The organism is Ursidibacter maritimus, assembly GCF_009761395.1.
Classification (GTDB): domain Bacteria; phylum Pseudomonadota; class Gammaproteobacteria; order Enterobacterales; family Pasteurellaceae; genus Ursidibacter; species Ursidibacter maritimus.
The window spans coordinates 323,310-345,334 of the sequence record NZ_LEKN01000013.1 but is presented as its reverse complement, the minus strand read 5'-3'; the positions used below and the strand labels follow the sequence as shown (position 1 = coordinate 345,334).

Here is a 22,025-nt window from a genome sequence, read left to right as displayed (position 1 = left end):
GAATTTTTATGCAAACAACATTCGCTCGTTCTTTACTTGCTTCAGCCGTTGCGTTGGGGATTTCAGTTTCTGCCTTTGCTGCAAAAATACCAGAGGGTACACAACTTGCAGAAAAACAAGAAATTGTGATTAACAATGGTTCTGAACCACAAAGTTTTGACCCACATAAAACAGAAGGTGTTCCTGAATCTCAAGTCCTTTATCAATTACTTGAAGCTTTAGTAACAAAAGATAGCGAAGGTAACCTTATTCCTGGTGTTGCTGTTTCTTGGGAAAATACCCCGGATTTTAAAATGTGGACATTTAAACTTCGTCCAGAAGCAAAATGGTCAAATGGCGAACCTGTTACTGCACACGATTTTGTGTTCTCTTGGCAACGTCTTGCTAACCCGAATACCGGTTCACCTTATGCAAGTTACTTAAACTACTTACAAGTTGAAAATGCACAAGATGTCATTGAAGGTAAGAAAAAACCTGAAGAGCTAGGTTTAAAAGCTGTTGATGATTATACTTTCCAAGTGACATTAAGTAATCCGGTTCCGTATTTTGTTGGAATGACGACTCACCAATCAATGTTACCTGTACCACAAAAAGTGGTTGAAAAATTAGGTGATGAGTGGGTGAAAAAAGAGAACTATGTAGGTAACGGCGCGTATAAACTGGCTGAACACGTTATCAATGAAAAAATCGTGTTCGAACGTAACCCTACTTATTGGAACGATAAAGAAACTGTTATCAATAAAGCCACTTTCTTAGCGGTTGTGAGCTCAAATACCGATGTTCAACGTTATCGTGCGGGCGAAATTGATATTACAAACTATGGTTTACCACCGGAGCAATTCCCGAAATTGAAAGCTGAGTTGCCTAATGAGGTGTTTGTTACAAAAACGCTTTCTACTTATATGTATGAAATCAACAATAAAAAAGCACCTTTTGATAACGTAAAAATTCGTGAAGCATTGAACCTTGCTTTAGATCGTAACGTGATTACTGATAAAGTATTAGGACAAGGTCAAGAAGCGACTTATGTGTTTACTCCAACTTATGTTTCTGAAGGTGGGAAAATTCAACAACCTGAATATTCTAAACAGCCAATGAATGAACGTAATGAAAAGGCGATTAAATTATTAGAAGAAGCAGGCTATAGTAAATCAAATCCACTTAAATTTACTGTTCTCTATAACACAAATGAAAACCACAAGAAAATCGCAATTGCTGCAGCTTCTATTTGGAAATCAAATACGAAGGGTTTAATTGATGTGAAATTAGAGAACCAAGAATGGAAAAGCTATTTAGATAGCCGCCGTCAAGGTAAATACGATATTGCTCGTGCAGGTTGGAGTGCGGACTATGACCAAGCAACTACATTCATAAACTACTTCTTATCAACATCAAGTAACAATACTGGTTTCTATAAGAATGAAGACTATGATAATGCGGTAGCAGACTCTTATAAAGCGACAGATGCAGCGGGTCGTGAAGCGGCTTATGCTAAAGCAGAAGCGATCTTAGCTAAAGATGCAGCAGTTATTCCTGTTTATAACTATGTTAATACACGTTTAGTGAAACCTTATGTGAAAGGTTATTCAGGTAAAGATGCACAAGATCATATCTATTTAAGAAACCTCTATCTCATTAAGCAATAATTGATGTAAAGCGGTAGGATTACTTTTAAAATTTGTAATTTTTTAAGTAATCTTACCGCTTATTTTATTTTTCCGAACGGATTGGAGTATTTACCAATGTTGAAATTTATCTTGAAAAGGATTATGGAAGCGATTCCAACGCTTTTTCTCCTTATTACCCTTTCTTTCTTTTTAATGCGATTAGCACCAGGCAGTCCATTTACTTCTGAGCGTGCTTATCCACCTGAAGTGATGGCAAATATTGAAGCCAAATATCATCTAAATGAGCCATTATATAAACAGTATTTCATTTACTTAAAAGATCTGTCTCAAGGTGATTTTGGGCCTTCATTCAAATATAAAGATCAAACGGTGAATGATCTGATTGCATCGGCTTTCCCTGTATCATTTAAATTAGGTATCGTTGCATTCTGTTTTGCGGTAACCATTGGGTTATTAGCAGGTACAGTGGCAGCTTTAAAACAAAATAGCAGGTGGGATTACATCATAATGTCCTTTGCGATGACAGGGGTTATTATGCCAAGCTTTGTATTCGCTCCATTACTTGTGCTTTTCTTTGCCATTTATTTAAAATGGCTACCAGCAGGTGGTTGGAATGGCGGACAGCTTTATTATATGGTATTGCCAGTTCTCTCTTTAACAATCGGTTATGTGGCAGGTATTGCGCGTATTACTCGTGGCTCAATGATTGAAGTTCTTCACTCAAACTTTATTCGTACCGCAATCGCTAAAGGTTTGCCGATGAATAAAATCATTTTCAAACACGCATTACGCCCAGCACTATTACCTGTTATTACTTATTTAGGCCCAGCCTTTGTGGGAATTATTACAGGCTCAATGGTAATTGAAAGCGTGTTCGGTTTACCGGGTATTGGGCAACTTTTCGTAAACGGTGCATTAAACCGTGACTACTCACTAGTATTAAGTTTAACCATTATGGTTGGCTCATTAACTATCTTATTTAATGCTATTGTCGATATTCTCTATGCAGTTATCGATCCGAAGATTCGCTATTCATAAGGAGTGTGAGATGTTAGCAAATAAAAAGAATCAAGAACTTGCAGATACATTAGTTCAACAATCTACTGAAGCGGTTATTGAAGGTCGTAGCTTATGGCAAGATGCTCGTCGCCGTTTCTTCCGCAATAAAGCAGCGGTAGCCAGTCTTATTATTTTATTTTTCATTGTGCTATTTATTACTTTTGCGCCAATGCTAATGCCGTTCTCTTTTGATGAAACAGACTGGAATATGATGAGTGCACCGCCAAGTATTGAATCTCAGCACTATTTAGGGACTGATGCATCAGGGCGTGATTTACTCGTTCGTATTGCAATGGGTGGACGAATTTCCTTAATGGTTGGAATTGCAGGTGCATTTATTGCCGTTATTATCGGTACCATTTATGGTGCAATTTCTGGCTATGTAGGCGGCAAAGTCGATATGGTAATGATGCGTTTACTTGAAATCTTAGGCTCTTTCCCATTTATGTTCTTCGTTATTTTGTTGGTTACGTTCTTCGGTCAAAATATTTTGTTAATTTTCGTGGCTATCGGAATGATTGCGTGGCTTAGCCTTGCTCGTATTGTTCGTGGGCAAACGCTCAGTTTAAAAAATAAAGAGTTTATCGAAGCAGCTATTGTTTGTGGCGTACCAAAACGTCAAATTATTTGGAAACATATTATTCCAAACGTATTAGGTATTGTTGTGGTTTATGCCTCTCTAGAAGTGCCATCATTGATTTTATTTGAGTCATTTTTGAGTTTCTTAGGGTTGGGAACACAAGAGCCAATGAGTAGTTGGGGAGCATTGTTGAGTGATGGTGCAGCTCAAATGGAAACATCCCCTTGGTTATTAGCTTTCCCTGCATTTTTCCTTTGCTTAACGCTGTTCTGCTTTAACTTTATTGGTGATGGCTTGCGTGATGCATTCGATCCGAAAGACAAATAGGATGTAACGAAATGAAATTATTAGAAGTAAAAAATTTAGACGTATATCTTAAAACCGATGAAGAATTAGTTCACGCGGTTCGTAATATTTCTTTTGGTATCGAAAAAGGGCAAACACTCGCTATCGTGGGCGAGTCAGGTTCAGGTAAATCGGTAACATCAATGTCGATTATGCAGTTGTTACCAAAAAATATCGTTACCTATGGTGACAATTCATCAATCGTTTTTGAAGATCAAGAAATTCTACGTCTCTCTGAAAAAGAGATGAGGACATTGCGTGGTGATCGTATTGGTATGATCTTCCAAGAACCAATGACTTCTCTAAACCCTTATTTACCTATTGGTGAACAAGTTGCTGAAGCAATGAGTACCCACCATCAAGGAATGAGTAAAGATGAAGCACATAAACACGCATTAGAAATGCTTGAAAAAGTAAAAATTCCTGATGCAGCGAAAAAAATGAAATGCTACCCGCACGAATTTTCAGGCGGGCAATTGCAACGTATTATGATTGCAATGGCAATTATCAATAAGCCAGATTTATTGATTGCTGACGAGCCAACTACTGCACTAGATGTTACTACCCAAGCTGAAATTCTTGATTTGATGCACGATCTACAAGCAGATATGGGAATGGCGATTATTCTGATCTCGCACGATCTACGTCTAGTCCAAAGATACAGTGATTATGTGTGTGTAATGCAGAATGGTGAAATTATTGAGCGTGGAGATACGCAACAAGTGTTCAATAATCCACAGCATCCTTATACTGTTGAATTATTAACGCCAATCCCAGCAAATCTCAAACAGCCACTTGATGAAAATACTAAAGTGTTGATCAACGCTGAAAATGTTTTTGTTGATTACATTTTAAAACGTTCTCTATTTGGTCAACCGAAAAAAGTTTTTACTGCTGTTAAAGATATTTCGCTTAACCTAAAAGTCGGTGAAACATTAGGGATTGTTGGTGAATCGGGGTCAGGTAAATCAACACTTGGGCGAGCGATTATGCAAATTTTAGGATATCGTGGCAAAATCGCTTTTGCAGACCAAGATATTGCAGCGCTATCAGCGGAAGAACGTAAAGCATTAAAGAAAGATATGCAAATGGTATTCCAAGACCCGTTTAACTCGCTTTCCCCACGTTTAACCGTTGGTGAAATTGTTGGCGAAGGTTTGTCGGTGCATTATCCACAAATGACCAAAGAGCAACGTCGTGAAAAAGTAATGAAAACCCTTGAAGAAGTAAACTTATCTCCTTCAATGATTAACCGTTACCCACACGAATTTTCAGGTGGACAACGCCAGCGTATTGCCATTGCTCGTGCTATTATTTTAGAGCCAAAGTTTGTATTGTTAGATGAACCAACGTCAGCTCTTGACCGTTCAACACAAATTACGGTGGTGGAGCTTCTCAACAATTTACAGAAGAAATACGGTTTAAGTTATATCTTCATTAGCCACGATTTATCAGTGGTAAGAGCATTAAGCGATCGTGTGATTGTAATGAGCAAAGGTAACGTGGTAGAAGCGGGTGATTCAAAACAAATTTTTGAACAACCACAAGACGCTTATACTAAACGTTTAATTGAAGCATCTAATTTATAAACTCAATAAATAAAAAGAGTTGGTATGATTATTTTAATTCTACCAACTCTTTATTTTATCTTGAGCAGTTAATTGTCAGAGATCTTCTTAGCTAACATTGTCGCAAATTGAAGTTGTATGCGATTGCCGTTAGCATCTGTTTTATGAAGATGACCAAGATCTTCGTTATATTTAACTAACTCCCAACCTTGATAGTAATTTTTCAATTCTCCCTCTTTAAAGGTAAATGAGAAAGGCATAGAACAAGGGTGATTTTCTGTATCCATTGCACAAACAATCAGGTTATATCCGCCAATTTTAGTATTTCGTTGCATATTCTCAATAATTACAGGAATACGTTCACGATTTAGAAACATCATTACCACAGTAGAAATAATAAGATCATATTCACCTTGAATATCAGCTTGGTTAATATCGTAAACACCTGTTTGGATCTGAGTTGCCCCTTCTTTCTCGATCATATAATTTAGGAAATCAATACTTTCTTGATTGTGATCGACAGCAGTAACATTGAAACCTAATAAATTCAAGTAAAGAGCATTTCTACCACGCCCACAGCCTAAATCTAAGGCTTTACCTTGTTGAATATAGTTAATGGCATTTAATACTTCGGAATGGGTTGTGGTTAAATTATATTTTTTTGCAAAATAATCTTCAGGCTTACAATAAAAGGCGAGTTGGCATTCTAAGTCATCGGTTAGTGCCTCAACTTTGTGCCATACTTGTGGTTCGACAAAAGGACGTTGATGATTAACATCAAAAACTTCTTCGCTGACTATTGCACCTTGTTCGGTTAATTCATAATACTTGATAGCCCCTTTTAAAATGGTTAGTTTTGCCCAAGTTCCTACTTTAGTATTGTGCTTTTCTTGGAACATTTGCGGTAGGCTTTCTTTTGTCCAAACAGGCATTTGTTTGTAGCAGATGAGTTCTTGCATAGTATTCTCCGTTTGATGAATAATCGAATGAGAATATCTTATACCTTTGTTTTTTTTCAGCAATAAAAAACCGACTATTTCAGTCGGTCTTTTCAGTGTTATTGATTTCTATCAATGAAGCCTAGAGCTCAACAGTTTTAAATTGTCTAGCAAAATAGACAAGGCTATGGTTGGGCTGGCATTCAATTTCAGCTAAACGCACAATAAAAATAGAGTGGGTTCCTACAGTATGAGTTTCGATAATTTCACCTTGCAGTGCAGAAATGGCATCACGCAGAACAGGCTGATTCTGCCAGCCATTATCCCAAATGTCCCATTCAAAGCGCTCTTCCATTGTACTTTCTAGCATGCAGGCAAAATGTTTAGCGAGATCTTGTTGTTGATGATTAAGCACATTGATGCAGACTTTTCCGTTTTGTTTAATTACATCGTGTAATGCACTGCTTTGATTTACACAAAATAACACTGTTGCAGGATTATCGCTCACTGAGCTAACGGAAGAAACGGTTATACCCACTTTTCCAGCTTCACCATTACTGGTTACCACGTGAACCGCAGCGGATAAATGAGCCATTGCATCTCGGAATTTTTGTGAAAATGCATTGATTGGGGAATTTGCCATTATTTGCTCCTATTCTTTCCAAATGACGTGGTATTCACGATTTTCGGCTTCGTGAGAAATTAAGAAACGAGCGAATACATCGTCCATTTCATCTTGTTCATTGATTAAGCCAACCCAGACTTCCGCAAAGGCATCGGGGTCGATCAATGTACCAATTTCTTCTGCCCAGTTATCGCTTGTTTCGACCATTTCAACGGCACCACGTTCTTCAAACTGTAAATTGAAAAGTAGAATATCGGCAGGATCAAGATTTTCGCCTGCCATTTCTAAGAAAATATCGTAAGCAATGTCTATTGCTTCATCGGGTGTTAGCTTTGTGGTCATTTTATATTCTCATTAAAATTTAAGATTTTATCCGCTTCTATCATCCAATCTGCCAATTCAACTAAAGTAGCAATTTCTAAGCGTTCAGCTAATTGGTAATTTAGTAATACCAAACAGTAATGTACTGTACTGATAATAAAGAGCAACTTTTGCATAAATTGCTCCTCATTGGATGACTTTTAAGCGGTTAGATTGTTGAAAAATATTGCAAGTTAATGCATTAACCTACCCAAACAAATTTCGCAATAAAGAGTAAAGAAACCACTGCAACAGGAGCATTTATCTCTTTTAGTCTGCCAGTGCAGATTTTCATTACACAATAGCTAATAAAACCAAATGCAATACCTTCTGTAATCGAGTAGGTAAATGGCATCATTGCTGTGGTAATAAATGCGGGGGTGGCTTCAGTGAGATCGTCCCATTTAACTTCAATTAGGCTAGATGCCATTAAGATCCCTACAAAGACTAATGCACCAGCCGTAGCATAAGCAGGCACAAGGCTTGCTAAAGGTGAAAAGAAAATAGTGAGTAAGAATAAAACACCCACAACCACAGCGGTTAAACCTGTGCGTCCTCCCACTGAAACACCTGAGCCACTTTCAATATAAGTACTGATTGCAGATGTTCCCATATATGAACCAGCCATCGCACTGACACTATCAACATAAAGTGCTTGTTTCATTTTCGGGAAACGACCTTGTGCATCCGCAAAGCCCGCTTTGTTGGTTACCGCAATCAACGTACCTGATGAGTCAAATAGGTTCACTAACATAAATGAGAAAATAATACCAAGTAATGCGGTATCTAACGCACCTGCAACATCAACTTGTCCAACAACCGCTTCAAGACTTGGTGGGAATGAGATAACACCATTGAATGTAACCGCTGGGTCAAAAATCAGTGCTAATCCTGTAATTACCGCAATCGACACTAACACCCCAGAATAAACACCACGGGCGGCTAGAATCACGATAATGAAGAAACCTAAAATTCCCATTAGCACTTTGGGATCATGTAATTCCCCTAAGGCCACTAGAGTTGCTGGATTTGCCACGACTAAGCCCATATTTTTAAAGCCGATAAGTGCAATAAATAGCCCGATACCTGCACCAATACCGACACGTAATCCAAGCGGAATTGCAGACATAAACCAGTAGCGAACTTGCAGTACAGTTAAAAGGAATAAACCAACAGATCCCCAGAAGATTGCTCCCATACCTGTTTGCCAAGAGAAACCTAATTTCTGTACCACCACAAAGGCAAAGAAGGCATTTAGCCCCATTGCAGGTGCAAGAGCAATCGGTAGATTACTAAACAAGCCCATTGCGATAGTGCCGAAAGCTGCAATCAGACAGGTAGTCACGAATACGACTTGGGTATCCATTCCTGCTACACCCAGAATAGATGGGTTTACAAAAACAATATAAACCATTGTGAAAAAAGTAGTGATCCCTGCAATGATCTCTGTTTTTACAGAGCTACCTTTTTGCTTAATTTGGAAAAGTTTTTCAAACATAATAATCCCAGAAAAGTGAAATAAAAACGGTGCATTTTAAAGAACTGAAGGAGAAAAAACAAACAATAGTCCCTTCATTATCTTTGTATAGTCAGGTTATGTGTAATCCAAAACACCTTTAAGTAATTCGACACTTAAAAATGCTAGGCTAAAACGTTGTTCATCAGCCACGCTCCAAAATTGTAAACTATGCTCATTTTTCGAGAGTAACTGACTGATTTGCAAAATGTTTTCTTCGTTTTCATCGCTTTTCTCACCATTTTTAACAGGGGTAATAACATTTTCTTGATTGAAATTTACCCAAGATTGTTGTTGCCATTCTTGACTAAGTTCATCGGCATTTAATGGATAGTTAGACTGAATGCTCACCATTTGCGAAATACCGTAAAAGACAGGTACTTGAACAGAATGGAAAGTAACAGAAGCGGTGAGATTCGGTAATACTTTTGCAAGTTGCAATTCAAAAGCTCTTGAAAAAGGTAATTTGCTCTCATCACCTTGTACATTTGCTGGCACAGCGTCAAAAGCAACTCTTGGTTTTTCATCATCAAGAGGAATGCCATTCAGTAATTGTGCGGTTTGTCCGGCTAATTCTCGTACTTTCTCATCGCCAAAGTAGGCAGACGGTAGTAATGAACTCACAAAAATATGCTGGATAGGTTGCTGTAACAACGGCTTGATTGCAAGTGCTAACTGTGTGATTTGCGGATTTGCCAAAGCAACAATATTCCGTTCACGCACATTCGGTATCATCTCATCATTTACGCTTGGCACAATAACCGGCACATTACCAATTAACGCGGTAATACCGTATAAATCCAGTACAGTACAACCTGCTTGTACAGCTTGAGCTAATAGCTCTGCTTGTGCCATTTTACCGGCAAATAAAACGTGGCTGAATTGTGACCAATCAACTTCTTCTAATGCGATCTGCTCAACAGCTTTACTGCCTAAGCGTAATGAATGTTCTTCGCCGAAACTTTCTAGTTCAACTGCACTAATACGCTCAATAGCAAGCTCACTCTGTTCTAAAATCTCTAATAATTTTTCCGCCAATAAAAAATCTGCTGCAATTGCTAACTGAATATTTGCCATTCTAGCTATCTCCCTTCAAAATAAAGGCTAATTCTACCTTGATTTCGCCTTTTTGCGAACGGAAAACAAAACATTCAGGAATAAGAAAATGACGCCAGCAATCAATTTACTCAAAAAACAAAAAATCCCTTTTACGCTTCACCCTTACGAACACGACCCAAATAACACGAATTTTGGACAAGAAGTCGTGGAAAAATTAGGACTTAACCCCGATCAAGTCTTTAAAACCTTATTGGTGGCAGAAAATGGAGATCAGAAAAAACTCGCCGTAATGGTTGTGCCAGTATCAAAAATGCTCAATCTCAAGCGTGCAGCTCAAGCACTTGGTGTGAAAAAAGTGGAAATGGCAGATAAAGATATTGCCCAGAAAACAACAGGATATTTACTGGGCGGCATTAGTCCATTAGGGCAGAAAAAACGTTTAGCAACGGTGATTGACGAGTCTGCGAATAATTATCCAACCATTTTTGTGTCAGGTGGCAAACGAGGCTTAGATGTAGAGCTTGCTCCGCAAGATCTTGCTTTGTTACTCTCTGCAAATTTTGCAGACATTAAAGAATAGCAAGCGGGTAGATTATTGGAAAATTTTGCAAAATAGTTTGTAAAGATTGTGAATCTTTCAGCAAATTTCAGCCCAGCATTTCAAACTTTTTGAGATTATGGTATATTTCTCATTTTAGTAATTAGCGTATCATTCTCATCTACAAATGAGAATAAACCGCCCAGAAGTGTAAGATGGCAAAGCAAGATTCAGATTGTATTACGCTTGATCTGTTCGATTCACTACCAAAAGTTGGGCGACCACGCTCAAATCCATTAAGTCGAGAGCAACAGTTACGCGTTAACAAACGCAATCAATTAAAACGAGATCGCTCTTCAGGGTTAAGGCGAATTGAGTTGAAACTTCATTCTGACTTAATTCAATCTTTAGAAGAACAAGCTCTGCTAAGGGGCATTTCTCGTGGGCAGTTAATTGAACAGATTTTAAGTGAACATATCAATGGATAATCCATTCATTAAATATAGGTAAATTAAATGGCAGTTGTTGGTTTATTTTACGGTTCAGATACCGGAAACACAGAAAATATTTCAAAAATGATCCAAAAACAAATTGGAGCAGAGCTGATTGATATTCGTGATATTGCAAAAAGCACGAAAGAAGATATAGAAGCCTATGACTTCTTATTGATTGGTATTCCGACTTGGTATTATGGCGAATCTCAAGCAGATTGGGACGATTTTATGCCAACCTTAAAAGAAATTGATTTTACAGGTAAAGTTGTGGGTATTTTCGGCTGTGGCGACCAAGAAGATTATGCGGAATATTTCTGTGATGCAATGGGAACTGTCCGTGATGTGATTGAACCAAATGGTGGTGTCATTGTTGGACATTGGCCAACAGAAGGATATAGTTTTGAAGCATCACAAGCCTTAGTGGATGAAAATACATTTGTAGGTTTATGTATTGATGAAGATCGCCAACCTGAATTAACGGAAGATCGTGTGAATCGTTGGTGCAAACAAATTTTTGATGAAATGTATTTAGCGGAATTAGCTTAATTCTCGTAAAGGGAGCATAAAATGTCTGAAGAAAACGTACAATTACTCAAGAAAGTTGGATTAAAAGTGACTGAGCCACGCCTAACTATTCTTGAATTGATGCAAAATACGCGTGAGCAAATGCAACATTTCTCAGCGGAAGATATTTATAAATTGTTGTTAGAAAAGCAATCAGAGATTGGTTTAGCGACCGTTTACCGTGTTTTAAATCAATTTGAAGAAGTTGGGATTTTAACTCGTCATAATTTTGATGCGAATAAAGCAGTATATGAGCTTAACTTTAATCACGAGCACGATCATATTATCTGTATGGATTGTGGCAAAGTTTTCGAGTTTAAAGATCCGGATATGGAACGCCGTCAGCGTGAGATTAGCCAACAACACGGTATGGAGCTTGCAAATCATAGTCTTTACCTTTATGGCAAATGTAGCAATATCCAAACATGTGATGAAAAAGATAAAAGCTAAGCTAACACCTTTGATTTTTGTTAATTAACACCAAGCGGTGAGATTTTGTAAAATTATTGCAAGATCGCACCGCTTACGCATATTTGAATAACGTAGAATTTATGTCTAACAATCTTACAGAAGCTATTCCTGCTAAAGTTCGTCAGCCACGCAAAATCTCACCATTTTGGCTGTTGCCTTTAGTTGCCTTTATTATTGGCTCGCTACTTTTTTTCCAAATTTTAAAAGAACGTGGTGAGCATATTACTATTCGTTTCCACGATGGTGCGGGAATTACCGCAGGTAAAACGACAATTCGTTATCAAGGTTTACAAATTGGTTTAGTGAAGAGAGTGAGTTTTACTGATGACTTAAAAGAGGTTGAAGTTACCGCAGAAATTAACCCAGAGGCAAAATCTGTACTACGTTCCGATACTAAATTCTGGCTTGTCAGACCAACAGCATCGTTAGCGGGTATTTCTGGATTAGATACGCTAGTGTCAGGTAACTACATTACGTTACTTCCTGGTGAAGGCAGTAGCGAAGATGAGTTTATTGCTGAAAATGAGCCGCCATTAGTTCCGTTGAATGAAGGTGATTTAATGGTCAAATTACTCGCTGATGACCTTGGTTCTATTACTGTGGGATCAAGTGTTTACTTCCGTAAAGTACCTGTTGGAACCGTAGCAGATTACCGCTTTACCAAAGATCAGAAGAATGTGGAGATTGAGTTAATTATTGATAAAAAATACGCCAATTTAGTTAAACAAGATAGCCATTTCTGGAATATTAGCGGTATAAAAGCCGATCTTAATATGGCAACGGGGTTGTCTGTTCAAATTGATAGCTTGTTGTCGGTGGTACAAGGTGCGGTAGCATTCGACTCTCCTGAACATTCAGAGCAAGCGCAGCAAGGACGAGAATATACGTTATATAGTGATCTGAAAGCGGCGAAACGTGGTATTGAAGTTGATGTTACTTTACCTGCAATGACGACTGTTCAAGCGAATGAAACGGGTGTGTTTTATCAAGGGATTCAAGTTGGAATTTTATCTCAATTAGATTCACCTTTGGACGTAAAAGAAAAGCATAATGATAGTGCAAGTCTCAAAGGGAAATTATTGATTGACCCTAATTATCAAGAGCTACTGCGTGCTAATTCAGCCATTGTATTGAAACAACCTAAATTTTCGTTTAATAAAGAGCAATTAACTAAAATTGGCGAAGTTTTTCGTGGCAATTATTTTGAGCTAATCTCTGGCGATGGCGAACCGAGCAAACAGTTTGTGGTACAACGTAATGATGATTTTTTATTAAATCGTGCTGATACGACTACGTTTACACTCACAGCACCGCAATCTTATGGTGTCGATCAAGGGCAAGGAATTTATTATCACGATGTTCAAATTGGTGAATTATTAAAACGTGATGTTACCGTTGAGAATGTAAAATTCACGGCGATTATTTTCCCTGAATACCGCCATTTAATTGGCCAGCAAAGTAAATTTGTGGCGATTTCTAATTTGGATGTCTCTATTGGCTTAGATGGAATGCGTGTTCAAGCAGGCTCACCAACTTCTTGGCTACAAGGCGGTATTCGTTTGTTAGATGGAAAACCAAGCGGTAAGATCCAAACGCAATACCCGTTATATAAAGATATTGAAAGTGCCGAGAGCGGTTTAATTGGCAGTGAGAAGAACGCAACACTGAGCTTGAGCGCAATGGAATTATCAGGGATTGATAAAGGCTCGGTGATTCTTTATCGTAAATTTCCGATTGGAGAAGTGTTAGCCATTCGCCCACAAAAGAGCCGTTTTGATGTGGATCTCTTTATTGAGCCGAAATATCGTCATTTAATTAGTGAGCATAGCCGTTTTTGGATTGAACCTGCAGTTAAAGTAGATTTATCTGCAAATGGTTTAAGCCTACAAGCCGATCCGCTACTTCGTACTTTAAAAGGGGCGATTAGTTTTGATAATAACGGTGCTAAAAATAATCGTATATTGTATGCTAGCTTTGATAAAGCCCGTTCAGGTAATACTTATGTGACCTTGGTCGCTAAAGATGCTTCTAAATTGAGTGAAGGCATGCCAATAAAATATATGGGATTAACCATTGGTAAAGTGGAAACGCTCAAACTAGAAAATGCAAAAAAACAAGTAAAAGTCACCGCTTTCATTGACGGGCAATATTTTAATACGGTCGCTAAATCAGGTAGCCAATTTAAAGCGATTTCCCCAGAAATTAGCACAACTGGATTTAAAAATTTAGATGCGGCATTGCAAAATTATATCGCTGTTGAAGTTGGCTCAGGGACGAAAAAGACAGAATTTACTTTGGCAGAGACAGATACATTAGCAACACAATATAGTAATGCTTTCCCAATTATTGTTGAAACGACAGATGCAAATGGTATTACGCCTGATGCACCAGTGTTGTATCGTGGGATGCAAGTTGGTGTTGTAAAACGCTTGAGTTTAAGTGAATTAGGCGATAGAGTGCTTATTCATTTACAAATTAGTTCACAATATAGCCATTTGGTGCGTAAAAACTCGCAGTTTTGGACGGCATCAGGTTACACAATGGATATTAGCTTGAGTGGAGCGAGTATTAACTCAGGTACAATGTCACAATTACTTAACGGTGGCATTGCTTTTTCAACACCATCGGGTAAAGTAGTGCAACCGCAAGCTGAAGCTAATCGCCGTTTCCGCTTACAACGCAAAACGCCAGAAGATGCACTAAGTTGGGATCAAGGCGTTGCAGAATAACAATCAAGAGAATTAAATTAGGAGTAAAAAATGCCATTATTAGATAGTTTCAAAGTTGATCACACGCGAATGAATGCACCAGCAGTGCGTGTTGCCAAAACAATGACAACACCAAAAGGGGATACTATTACGGTTTTCGATTTACGTTTTGTTCGTCCAAACATTGATATTTTAACTGCACACGGTATTCACACGATGGAACATTTATTCGCAGGTTTTATGCGTGATCACCTTAATAGTGACACTGTCGAAATCATTGATATTTCACCAATGGGTTGTCGAACAGGGTTCTATATGTCACTGATTGGGCAGCCAACAGCTGAAGAAGTGGCTAAAGCGTGGACAAATTCAATGCACGATGTCCTAAATAAAGTGCCAGATGAGTCAAAAATTCCTGAATTGAATGAATTTCAATGTGGTTCTTATAAAGAGCATTCACTTGCACAAGCACACGAGATTGCACGCAACGTGTTAAAGCAACCTATTGCTATTAACTGCAATGAAGATTTAGCATTAGATGATGAATTGCTAAATCCATAATTACTTCATTTTGAAAGCGGTCGGTTTTGAGGAGTTTTTTGCAAATTATTCTTCAAAATTGACCGCTTACTTTTTTATTTTAAGGAAAATCAATGTTTGATAAATTATTTACTTGGTTTGAGAGCCGAGTAGATCCTTACCCTGATCAGCAACCTAAAACACCAAAAGGGAAGTTATTGCCTTTTATTCTGGGCACAACTAAAGGGTTTCGCTTATATTTACTGATCGCAATCTTTTTTAGCATCATTTGTGGTGTGATTGATGCACTTCTTTTCCAGTTTGTCGGCGAAATTGTGGATTGGATTGGTAAATATTCCCCAGCAGAATTATTCGCAAAAGAATGGCATTCAATGCTCTTTATGCTGTTCATTTTCTTCATTGGTATGATTGCGACTTTCTTATACTCAAGCGTTCGTTTCCAAACAATGCAAGGTGTTATGCCAATGCGGTTACGTTGGAATTTCCATCGTTCAATGCTTGGGCAAAGTATGGCGTTCTACCAGAATGAATTTGCAGGCAGAGTTTCAGCAAAAGTAATGCAAACGGCATTGGCGGTTCGTGATGTGATAATGACTTTTGTTGAAATGATTACCTATGTGGTCGTTTATTTAATTACTTCAAGCGTTATTTTATTGCAGTTTGATGCATTATTGTTACTGCCATTTACGTTATGGATTGTCATTATGAGTGGTAGTATCTACTACTTCGTTCCTCGTTTAAGTAAGGCTTCGCAAGAACAATCTGACGCTCGTAGCTTAATGACGGGGAGAATCACTGATGCGTATTCCAACATTGCTACCGTTAAGCTCTTTTCTCACGGACAACGTGAGTCTGGCTATGTTAAGGAGTCAATGGAAGAATTTATGGTAACAGTGCATAAACAGATGCGTTTAGTAACCCTCATTGATACTTTAACCTACATCAATTCGATTGCTCTTGTGATTTTTTCGTCTGCAATCGGTATTTGGCTATGGGCGGACAGTATTGTGACCGCAGGGGCAATTGCGACATCATTGGCTTTGGCACTCCGTCTTAAAGGGTTTTCGCAATGGATAATGTGGGAATTTGCTCGCTTATTTGAACATATTGGCACAGTACAAGATGGAATGGAAACGTTATCAAAGCCGCATTCTATTGTGGATGACAAAGATGCTAAACCATTAAAGGTAGAAAGTGGCGACATTCACTTTAAACAAGTTGATTTCGCATATAGTGAAACTAAACCATTACTCAAAGGTTTTGATTTACATATTAAAGCAGGAGAGAAAGTGGGGTTAGTTGGGCGAAGTGGTGCGGGTAAATCAACCTTAACAAATTTGTTATTACGTTTTTATGATGTACAAAATGGCTCGATTGAAATTGATGGCCAAAATGTTCGTCACGTGACACAAGAGAGCTTACGCTCGCAAATTGGGTTAGTTACCCAAGATACTTCACTTTTACATCGTTCTATTCGAGAAAATTTACTTTATGGTCGCCCAACAGCAACGGAAGAAGAGATGATTGATGCCGTTGCTCGTGCATCGGCAACAGATTTTATTCCGCATCTTTCGGATTCTAAAGGACGAACAGGCTATGATGCTCACGTTGGTGAACGTGGTGTGAAATTATCTGGCGGACAGCGTCAGCGTATTGCGATTGCACGAGTAATGCTAAAAGATGCTCCAATTTTATTACTTGATGAAGCAACCAGTGCGTTAGATTCTGAAGTAGAAGTAGCAATTCAAGAAAATCTAACTGATCTAATGGAAGGAAAAACCGTCGTTGCGATTGCTCACCGTCTATCGACTATCATGGAAATGGATAGGCTCATTGTGTTAGACAAAGGGGAAATTGTTGAGCAAGGCACCCATGAAGATTTACTAAAACTGAATGGGGTTTATGCAAAATTATGGGCTCATCAAAGCGGGGGATTTTTGCCTGAATAGGGTCTTTATTTAAGTTAGGTTTCTATTACAAGCGGTAAGATTTGAGCGTTATTTTGCAAAAAATACGGAAAATCTTACCGCTTATTTGTTAAAAATTTGTGAGCTTATTCACAGTTTCATCATTTGCTTGTGTTAATCTTTGACAGTTTTGTTATATTGCCGAGATATTTATTCTGATGTTGTGGGTGATTTATGTCTTCAAACCAAGTTCTAAATGATACGAAAACCTTCAGAAATGGGGTTATTCTTCTCGTTGATATTATCTTATTTTTCGCACTTATTGCTTTTTTACCTTTTGAGCCAATGGCAAATAAAGGTTTAGCTTTATTGGCCTTTGTTGCCGTGTTGTGGCTTACAGAAGCGCTACACGTTACTATCACTGCGTTACTTGTGCCTATTCTATCTATTGGATTAGGGTTGGTCAGTTCTAAAGAAGCCTTAGCAACTTTTGCAGATCCAACAATTTTCTTATTCTTTGGTGGTTTTGCCTTAGCAACGGCATTGCATATTCAGCAATTAGATCGAATGATTGCGAATAAAATTATGGCAATGGCAAGAGGTAAACTTTCATTAGCAGTTATTTATCTCTTTGCAGCTACTGCATTGCTTTCAATGTGGATTAGTAATACTGCAACAGCAGCGATGATGTTACCACTCGCAATGGGAGTATTAAGCAAATTAGATAAAAATGCACATCACAATACTTATGTATTCGTGTTATTAGGAATTGCATATAGTGCAAGTATTGGTGGAATGGGAACATTAGTTGGTAGCCCACCAAATGCGATTGTGGCGTCAAACTTAAATTTAACCTTTGCGGATTGGTTAGGTTATGGCTTACCGATTATGATTATTTTGATGCCATTGATGTTAGCAATTTTATATGTCGTATTTAAACCGAATCTAAATCAAAAATTTGAATTTAATTTTGAAAAAATTGAATTAAATCGTAGTCGTATTACTACGCTTGTTATCTTTGTTACTATTGCACTTTGTTGGGTATTTAGTAGCACGCTAAACCCTCTCATTTCAAGTGTTTTAGGCGTGAAAAGTATCGGTAGTTTTGACAGTATCGTTGCGTTATTCGCAGCAGTATTACTTTGTGTAACTCGTGTCGTAAATTGGGATCAAATCCAAGAAAATACAGAGTGGGGCGTGTTGATGCTTTTTGGTGGAGGTTTAACTTTAAGTGCTGTTTTAGGTAAAACAGGCGCAAGTAAGGTAATGGCAGATGGTATCGTCTTTATGATTGAAGGTGGCCATTTCTACTTGATCGGCTTAATTGTTGCTGCATTTATTATTTTCTTAACCGAATTTACTTCAAATACAGCAAGTGCAGCTTTACTTGTACCAATCTTCATCTCTATTGCTCAAGCACTAAATATGCCACCGGTTGGATTAGCTTTAATTATCGGTTTAGGTGCGTCTTGTGCCTTTATGCTACCAGTGGCAACACCGCCAAATGCGATTGTGTTTGGTACGGGTGAAGTGAAACAAAGTGAAATGGTTAAGGCAGGTTTCTGGCTTAACTTAATCTGTATTTTTGTTATTGCAACTTATGGATATCTATTCTGGCTATAATGGCTAGGTTTTGTTACAAAACGGTCGAATTATCGACCGTTTTTTGTTTTATGAAGTATATTTTATCAGTGCCCGCTTAATACTTTAGCAGGTTCTAATTTTGATGCACGAATAGCGGGGTATAAACTTGCAAGCAAACTCAAGATAATAGTTGCTAGTAGTACCCACACAATATCTAACCAATGGATTTCACTCGGTAGAAAATCAATAAAATAGATGCCGTCAGAGAGCAGTTTTGATCCTATAAGACTCTCGATTCCCTTGATGATAGCGGTGAGATTTAAAGCAACAGATACACCCAACATCACCCCAAATAATGCGCCTTTCATTCCTGAAATTAAGCCATACCAAAGAAATATCTGCTGAATAAAACGGTTATTCGCCCCTAGTGTGCGTTGAATAGCAATATCCCCTTGTTTATCTTTAACCGCCATCACTAAGGTGGAAATGATATTAAAACAAGCGACACCAATCACGAGAACCATTGCAATGTACATCACTGTGCGGATGAGCTGAATATCGTTATACATATAACCAAATTTGTCTATCCAAGTATGTAGATAAAGTGGCTGAGGATAGTTAGTAAGTTCAGGAAAAGTCAAATTTCTGACTTCGAAAGGATGCTTCACTGCCATCTCAATACCAGAGAATTGATCTGTCTCGAGTTCAAGTAATTCTTGTGCTTTGCTTAATGGTAGTAAAGCGTAACTGTGATCTAATTGTCCGTCTAGACGTAAGATCCCTGTAACATCAAGGCTGAAACGTAGCGGTTGCGATAACTTTCCATCTTCGGTTGGCTGAGGTAAGAGTAAGGTTACTTCATCACCGACTTCAACACCAAGATCACGAGCGATACCAGCACCAATAACTAGCCCACCTTGTTGATGAAACTGCTGCCATTGTTCGTTAGGAATAAATTGCCCTAAGGCACTCACTTGATCTTGTTTAACAGGATCGACCCCACGCACTTGAGCAATTTTTAGCTGTGAGCCATTTTCAATTAAGCCCGTAAAACTTACAAAAGGCGATGTAGCGGTAACATTTGGGTTATCTTTTACAATTTTTTCTAGTGTAAAACCATTCTTTAACAAGTTAGTTCCATCATTCGTAACGGTTTTCAGTTCTGCGTGCGGTACAACCGAGAGTACTCGTTGGTTAAGCTCTCGTTCAAAGCCATTCATAGCACTTAACCCAATAATTAAAACGGCAACGCCGAGAGCAATGCCAATACTTGAAAATAGGGAAATTAGCGATACTAAACGGTTTTTTTGTTTGCCACGTTGATAACGCCAGCTGATAAAAAATGGAGTACTCATTATTCCGCCTCTCGTAATACGCCATCTTGCATAATCAAACGGCGGTTAAGTTTATTCGCGAGGTTTAGATCGTGGGTAACTAATAAAAATGCGATTTGTTGTTCTTGGTTAAGACGTTTAATTAACTCAAAAATGCTTTCAGTGGTTTTTTGGTCTAAATTACCTGTTGGCTCATCGGCAAGAACTAATGAAGGGTTATTAACTAACGCACGAGCAATTGCAACACGTTGGCGTTCACCACCTGATAAAGCAGACGGACGATGTGTAATTCGATGAGATAATCCTACCGCTTGTAGCATTTTTTCCGCACGATCTTTGGCTTCATTTTTATTTTGCTGACCAATTAGCATCGGCATCATTACATTTTCTAGTGCAGTAAAATCCGCCATTAAATGATGAAATTGGTAAACGAAACCTAGATGCTGATTGCGTAATTTGGCAAGTGCATTGCTACTCAGTTGTTGTAAGGATTGTCCATTTATAAAAACCTCCCCTTCGCTAGGCTGATCTAAGCCACCTAGCGTGTGGAGAAGGGTACTTTTGCCGGAACCAGAACTGCCAACAATCGCTACAAGCTCACCTCTATCCATTGAAAAGGAGACGTTTTTTAACACTTGAGTTGCATTATCGCCTTCTTGGTAAAATTTATTGATATTGATACATTTTAATAATGATGACTCATTCATAGTACTGTTTTTCTCTTTAAAGTGAATATGTCTATTTTGCCCTAAAATTACCTATTCGGATCAAATTACTTTTACTTTTTGTGCAGTATGGCATTTTTTCGCAAGACAAAATAGCAAAATCCCATTACTATATACAAGTTTTCCATATTAACTCTTAACTATTAACTCTTACATTGAGGATATTAACAATGGCAAAAATCGTTAAAGTAATCGGTCGTGAAATCATCGACTCTCGTGGTAACCCAACTGTTGAAGCTGAAGTTCATCTTGAAGGTGGTTTTGTAGGTCTTGCTGCTGCGCCATCTGGTGCATCAACAGGTTCTCGTGAAGCATTAGAGTTGCGTGATGGCGACAAAGCTCGTTTCTTAGGTAAAGGTGTATTAAAGGCTGTTTCAGCAGTAAACAACGAAATTGCACAAGCAATCTTAGGTAAAGATGCTTCTAACCAAGCTGAAATTGACCAAATTATGATTGACTTAGATGGTACAGAAAATAAATCTAAATTTGGTGCAAACGCAATCTTAGCGGTTTCATTAGCAAACGCAAAAGCAGCGGCAGCATCAAAAGGTTTACCGCTTTATGCGCATATCGCTGAATTAAACGGTACTCCAGGCGTTTACTCTATGCCATTACCAATGATGAACATTATCAATGGTGGTGAGCACGCAGATAACAACGTTGATATCCAAGAATTTATGATTCAACCAGTTGGTGCGAAAACATTGAAAGAAGCACTTCGTATTGGTGCTGAAGTATTCCACAACCTTGCGAAAGTATTAAAAGCAAAAGGCTTAAATACAGCGGTAGGTGATGAAGGTGGTTTTGCTCCAAACTTAGCTTCAAATGCTGACGCTTTAGCGTGTATCAAAGAAGCGGTGGAAAAAGCAGGTTATGTGTTAGGTAAAGATGTTACTTTAGCAATGGACTGTGCATCGTCTGAATTCTACAACAAAGACAACGGCCTATATGAAATGAAAGGTGAAGGTAAATCATTCACTTCTCAAGAATTTACTCATTACTTAGAAGGTTTATGTAAAGAGTACCCAATCGTGTCTATCGAAGATGGTCAAGATGAATCAGACTGGGAAGGTTTCGCATACCAAACTAAAGTATTAGGCGACAAAGTTCAATTAGTGGGTGATGATTTATTCGTAACAAATACTAAGATTTTAAGCCGCGGTATCGAGAACGGTATTGCAAACTCAATCTTAATCAAATTCAACCAAATCGGTTCATTAACTGAAACTTTAGCAGCAATCAAAATGGCTAAAGATGCAGGTTATACAGCGGTTATTTCTCACCGTTCAGGCGAAACTGAAGATGCAACAATCGCAGATTTAGCAGTTGGTACAGCGGCAGGTCAAATCAAAACTGGTTCTATGAGCCGTTCAGATCGCGTTGCAAAATATAACCAATTAATCCGTATTGAAGAAGCATTGGGTGAAAAAGCACCATTTAACGGTTTAAAAGAAGTTAAAGGTCAAGCGTAATTAAAGCTTT

General features: G+C 38.2%; 21 protein-coding genes. 13 read left to right on the top strand and 8 right to left on the bottom strand.

The genetic code is table 11. The features are described from left to right. Positions 1-8: 8 nt before the first annotated feature. From A1D26_RS04685 to A1D26_RS04670, 4 genes are all read left to right on the top strand, one after another. Entirely contained in the window at positions 9-1,646 is a 1,638-nt protein-coding gene (locus tag A1D26_RS04685; RefSeq protein ID WP_157402919.1) for an ABC transporter substrate-binding protein, read from the top strand. A gap of 96 nt (positions 1,647-1,742) precedes the next feature. Beyond that, positions 1,743-2,666 carry an oligopeptide ABC transporter permease OppB gene (gene oppB / locus A1D26_RS04680; protein WP_157402918.1) on the top strand — a complete coding sequence of 308 codons (924 nt, stop codon included), beginning with the start codon at positions 1,743-1,745 and terminating at the stop codon, positions 2,664-2,666. Positions 2,667-2,676: 10 nt separating this feature from the next. Beyond that, positions 2,677-3,594, top strand: a complete 918-nt coding sequence (oppC, locus tag A1D26_RS04675; protein WP_157402917.1) for an oligopeptide ABC transporter permease OppC — start codon at positions 2,677-2,679, stop codon at positions 3,592-3,594. 11 nt (positions 3,595-3,605) lie between these two features. Then, positions 3,606-5,201 (top strand): ABC transporter ATP-binding protein, encoded by a 1,596-nt coding sequence (locus A1D26_RS04670; RefSeq protein ID WP_157402916.1) that lies wholly within the window; start codon positions 3,606-3,608, stop codon positions 5,199-5,201. 68 nt (positions 5,202-5,269) lie between these two features. Here the strand turns inward: A1D26_RS04670 and tehB are convergent, their stop codons facing one another. From tehB to A1D26_RS04640, 6 genes are all read right to left on the bottom strand, one after another. Continuing rightward, on the bottom strand, positions 5,270-6,139 hold the full coding sequence (tehB, locus tag A1D26_RS04665) for an SAM-dependent methyltransferase TehB (RefSeq protein WP_157402915.1): 870 nt from the start codon (positions 6,137-6,139) through the stop codon (positions 5,270-5,272). Positions 6,140-6,260: 121 nt separating this feature from the next. Then, positions 6,261-6,761, bottom strand: a complete 501-nt coding sequence (gene hpaC / locus A1D26_RS04660; RefSeq protein WP_157402914.1) for a 4-hydroxyphenylacetate 3-monooxygenase, reductase component — start codon at positions 6,759-6,761, stop codon at positions 6,261-6,263. A 9-nt stretch (positions 6,762-6,770) separates the two neighbouring features. Further along, positions 6,771-7,085 carry an HI1450 family dsDNA-mimic protein gene (locus A1D26_RS04655; RefSeq protein WP_157402913.1) on the bottom strand — a complete coding sequence of 105 codons (315 nt, stop codon included), beginning with the start codon at positions 7,083-7,085 and terminating at the stop codon, positions 6,771-6,773. Then, positions 7,082-7,240 (bottom strand): hypothetical protein, encoded by a 159-nt coding sequence (locus A1D26_RS04650; RefSeq protein ID WP_157402912.1) that lies wholly within the window; start codon positions 7,238-7,240, stop codon positions 7,082-7,084. Before A1D26_RS04650 ends, A1D26_RS04655 begins: the two co-directional genes overlap by 4 nt. Positions 7,241-7,305: 65 nt before the next feature. Next, the gene (locus A1D26_RS04645) at positions 7,306-8,601 is read right to left on the bottom strand and encodes an NCS2 family permease (RefSeq protein WP_157402911.1); all 1,296 of its coding nucleotides are present in this window, start codon (positions 8,599-8,601) and stop codon (positions 7,306-7,308) included. A 96-nt stretch (positions 8,602-8,697) separates the two neighbouring features. Continuing rightward, positions 8,698-9,696, bottom strand: a complete 999-nt coding sequence (locus A1D26_RS04640) for an oxidoreductase (protein WP_157402910.1) — start codon at positions 9,694-9,696, stop codon at positions 8,698-8,700. 88 nt (positions 9,697-9,784) lie between these two features. On the opposite strand from A1D26_RS04640, the gene ybaK reads away from it, so the two are divergent. The 8 genes from ybaK to A1D26_RS04600 all read left to right on the top strand — a co-directional run bounded on the left by ybaK (position 9,785) and on the right by A1D26_RS04600 (position 18,523). Further along, entirely contained in the window at positions 9,785-10,258 is a 474-nt protein-coding gene (ybaK, locus tag A1D26_RS04635; RefSeq protein WP_157402909.1) for a Cys-tRNA(Pro)/Cys-tRNA(Cys) deacylase YbaK, read from the top strand. Between the two features lie 173 nt (positions 10,259-10,431). Beyond that, complete coding sequence (gene ybfE / locus A1D26_RS04630; protein ID WP_157402908.1) at positions 10,432-10,704, top strand: LexA regulated protein; 273 nt, start codon at positions 10,432-10,434, stop codon at positions 10,702-10,704. A gap of 27 nt (positions 10,705-10,731) precedes the next feature. Beyond that, a complete protein-coding gene (fldA, locus tag A1D26_RS04625) occupies positions 10,732-11,256 on the top strand; it encodes a flavodoxin FldA (RefSeq protein WP_157394533.1) in 525 nt (174 codons plus the stop codon). Positions 11,257-11,277: 21 nt separating this feature from the next. Beyond that, a complete protein-coding gene (fur, locus tag A1D26_RS04620) occupies positions 11,278-11,724 on the top strand; it encodes a ferric iron uptake transcriptional regulator (RefSeq protein ID WP_157402907.1) in 447 nt (148 codons plus the stop codon). A gap of 101 nt (positions 11,725-11,825) precedes the next feature. Continuing rightward, the gene (locus A1D26_RS04615) at positions 11,826-14,474 is read left to right on the top strand and encodes an MlaD family protein (RefSeq protein WP_157402906.1); all 2,649 of its coding nucleotides are present in this window, start codon (positions 11,826-11,828) and stop codon (positions 14,472-14,474) included. Positions 14,475-14,504: 30 nt separating this feature from the next. Next, the gene (gene luxS / locus A1D26_RS04610; protein ID WP_157402905.1) at positions 14,505-15,014 is read left to right on the top strand and encodes an S-ribosylhomocysteine lyase; all 510 of its coding nucleotides are present in this window, start codon (positions 14,505-14,507) and stop codon (positions 15,012-15,014) included. A gap of 92 nt (positions 15,015-15,106) precedes the next feature. Next, a complete protein-coding gene (locus A1D26_RS04605) occupies positions 15,107-16,942 on the top strand; it encodes an ABC transporter ATP-binding protein (protein WP_157402904.1) in 1,836 nt (611 codons plus the stop codon). Between the two features lie 192 nt (positions 16,943-17,134). Further along, positions 17,135-18,523, top strand: a complete 1,389-nt coding sequence (locus A1D26_RS04600; RefSeq protein ID WP_157402903.1) for a DASS family sodium-coupled anion symporter — start codon at positions 17,135-17,137, stop codon at positions 18,521-18,523. Positions 18,524-18,588: 65 nt separating this feature from the next. Here the strand turns inward: A1D26_RS04600 and lolE are convergent, their stop codons facing one another. Together lolE and lolD are read right to left on the bottom strand one after the other, a co-directional pair. After that, a complete protein-coding gene (lolE, locus tag A1D26_RS04595) occupies positions 18,589-19,839 on the bottom strand; it encodes a lipoprotein-releasing ABC transporter permease subunit LolE (protein WP_157402902.1) in 1,251 nt (416 codons plus the stop codon). Further along, positions 19,839-20,525, bottom strand: coding sequence for a lipoprotein-releasing ABC transporter ATP-binding protein LolD (lolD, locus tag A1D26_RS04590; RefSeq protein ID WP_157402901.1), 687 nt, complete (start codon positions 20,523-20,525; stop codon positions 19,839-19,841). Before lolD ends, lolE begins: the two co-directional genes overlap by 1 nt. 188 nt (positions 20,526-20,713) lie before the next feature. Between lolD and eno the strand changes: the two genes are divergently transcribed. Next, positions 20,714-22,015, top strand: a complete 1,302-nt coding sequence (eno, locus tag A1D26_RS04585) for a phosphopyruvate hydratase (RefSeq protein ID WP_157402900.1) — start codon at positions 20,714-20,716, stop codon at positions 22,013-22,015. Positions 22,016-22,025: the final 10 nt, after the last annotated feature.